This window comes from Pseudomonas edaphica, from assembly GCF_005863185.1.
GTDB lineage: Bacteria > Pseudomonadota > Gammaproteobacteria > Pseudomonadales > Pseudomonadaceae > Aquipseudomonas > Aquipseudomonas edaphica.
This window is the reverse complement of the sequence record NZ_VBVZ01000752.1, coordinates 1-2,695: the sequence shown is the minus strand read 5'-3', so window position 1 is coordinate 2,695 and position 2,695 is coordinate 1. Positions and strand designations below refer to the sequence as shown.

The 2,695-nt window shown below is 61.0% G+C and carries 3 protein-coding genes; all 3 read right to left on the bottom strand.

The features are described from left to right. Positions 1–504, bottom strand: a 504-nt coding sequence (locus tag FEM54_RS29980; protein ID WP_477749747.1) for a Rossmann-fold NAD(P)-binding domain-containing protein, incomplete at its 3' end; no start/stop codon positions are given. Positions 505–573: 69 nt separating this feature from the next. After that, positions 574–1,830, bottom strand: a complete 1,257-nt coding sequence (arcA, locus tag FEM54_RS29975) for an arginine deiminase (protein WP_058422253.1) — start codon at positions 1,828–1,830, stop codon at positions 574–576. 24 nt (positions 1,831–1,854) lie between these two features. After that, positions 1,855–2,695, bottom strand: an 841-nt coding sequence (locus FEM54_RS29970) for an amino acid permease (RefSeq protein WP_138454003.1), incomplete at its 5' end; no start/stop codon positions are given.

The following is a 2,695-nucleotide window of genomic DNA, read 5'->3' as shown; positions in this document are numbered from 1 at the left end:
GTTGTAGCGCGCGTCGCCCAGGTACGCGTAGCTGATGTCATGCAGCGGCTTGTCGCTGTGCTCGCGCATGGTCAGGGTGTCGGCGATCATTTGGGTCGGGTGGAATTCGGCGGTGAGGCCGTTGAATACCGGCACACCAGCGAACTTGGCCAGCTCTTCGACGATTTCCTGTTCAAAGCCACGGTACTCGATGGCATCGAACATGCGGCCCAGGACGCGGGCGGTGTCTTTCATGCTTTCTTTGTGGCCGATCTGCGACGACACCGGGTCAATGTAGGTGACGTGGGCGCCTTGGTCATGGGCCGCCACTTCGAACGCGCAACGGGTGCGAGTCGAGGTTTTTTCGAAGATCAGCGCGATGTTTTTGCCTTGCAGGTGCGGACGCTCGGTGCCGGTATACTTGGCGCGTTTGAGGTCGCGGGACAGGTCCAGCAGGTAGTTCAGCTCGCGGGTAGTGTGGTGCATCAGCGAGAGCAGGCTGCGGTTGCGCATATTAAAAGCCATGATGGATCTCCTTAGGTTTCGGTTATCCCCCTGGCCGCTGCTGGATAAGCAGCGGCCAGGGCCAAAAAATCAATAGTCGATGGGGTCGCGGATGATCGGGCAGGTCATGCAGTGGCCGCCGCCACGGCCTCGGCCCAGTTCACCGGCGCTGATGGTGATGACTTCCACACCGGCCTTGCGTAGCAAGGTGTTGGTGTAGGTGTTGCGGTCATAGCCGATCACCACGCCGGGCTCCACGGCCACCACGTTGTTGCCGTCATCCCATTGCTCGCGTTCGGCGGCGAAGCTGTTGCCGCCGGTCTCGACCACTCGCAGCGCCTTGAGGTTGAGGGCTGCAGCCACGGTTTCGAGGAAGTTGGTTTTCTCGCGCTGGATGTCGATGCCGTGCGGCTTGCTTTCATCCGGGCGCAGGGTGAAGGGCACGATCTGGTTGACCACTTCGGGGAAGATGGTCACCAGGTCGCGGTCGCAGAAGCTGAACACCGTATCCAGGTGCATCGCCGCGCGGGACTTCGGCAGGCCGGCAACGATCACGCGTTCCACGGCTTTGTTTTTGAACAGGTTGCGCGCCAGTTGGCCAATCGCCTGGTGCGAAGAACGCTCGCCCATGCCGATCAACACCACGCCATTGCCAATCGGCATCACGTCGCCGCCTTCCAGCGTGGCGGCCCCGTGTTCCTGGTCGGGGTCGCCGTACCAGATCTGGAAGTCGGCGTTGGTGAACTCGGGGTGGAATTTATAGATGGCGCTGGCCAGCAGGGTTTCCTGACGTCGCGCCGGCCAGTACATCGGGTTGAGCGTCACACCGCCGTAGATCCAGCAGGTGGTGTCGCGGGTGAACTGAGTGTTGGGCAGCGGCGGCAGAATGAAGCTTGAGTGGCCGAGGAAGTCGCGGAACATCTCGATGGTCCGGCCGCCGAAGCTGCTCGGCAGGTCATCGGCCGACACGCCGCCAATCAGGAACTCGCTGATTTTGCGCGGCTCCAGGCTGCGCAGCCATGAGCCGACTTCATCGACCAGGCCCAGGCCAACGGTGTTGGCGGTGATCTTGCGCTCCAGAATCCAGTCCAGCGCTTCGGGGATGGCGACGATATCGGTCAGCAGGTTGTGCATTTCCAGCACATCAATGTCCCGCTCGCGCATCTTGGTTACGAAGTCGAAGTGGTCGCGCTTGGCCTGGGCCACCCACAGCACGTCATCGAACAGCAGTTCATCGCAGTTGTTGGGGGTCAGCCGCTGGTGGGCCAAACCTGGGGAGCACACCATGACTTTACGCAGTTTGCCGGCTTCGGAATGTACGCCGTACTTCACTTTTTCCGTGGTCATTACAGATCCTCCAGTGAACAAAAGTTACAGAGTCAGGAAGCCGGCGTAGAGGCCATAAGCAGCCACCAGGGCGCCAATGACTACCGCGGCGAAAATCAGCTTCTCGACGTTGGTGAAAATCGGTTTGCCCAGTTCATGCTTGGCCTTGGCGAACAGGATCACGCCGGGGGCATACAGCAGGGCGGAGAGCAGCAGGTACTTGGTGCCACCGGCGTAGAGCAGCCACACCGCGTAGATCAACGCGATGGCGCCGATGAACAGGTCTTTCTTGCGCTCGCGCAGGGCGTTTTCGTAGGTCTCGCCGCGCACCGCCAGCAGCAGTGCATAGGCCGCCGACCACAGGTAAGGCACCAGGATCATCGAGGTGGCGAGGTAGATCAGCGACAGGTAAGTGCTGGCCGAGAACAGCGTGATTACCAGGAAAACCTGGACCATCGCATTGGTCAGCCACAGGGCGTTGACCGGCACATGGTTGGCGTTTTCCTTACGCAGGAACTCCGGCATGGTGTGGTCCTTGGCGGCGGCGAACATGATCTCCGCACACAGCAGCACCCACGACAGCAGCGCACCCAGCAGCGAGATGATCAAGCCGACGCTGATCAACACCGCGCCCCAGTGGCCCACCACATGCTCCAGCACGGCAGCCATCGAAGGGTTCTGCAGTTTGGCCAGTTCCGGTTGGGTCATGATGCCCAGGGACAGCACGTTCACCAGCATCAAAAACAGCAGCACGGTGATAAAACCGATCACGGTGGCGCGGCCCACGTCCGAGCGCTTCTCGGCGCGCGCCGAATACACGCTGGCGCCCTCGATGCCGATAAACACGAACACGGTGACCAACATCATGTTGCGCACCTGATCGACC

What these genes read in the sequence shown, in the direction of transcription:
- arcA (WP_058422253.1), bottom strand. Translation starts at nt 1,830, where the DNA reads ATGACCACGGAAAAAGTGAAGTACGGCGTACATTCCGAAGCCGGCAAA.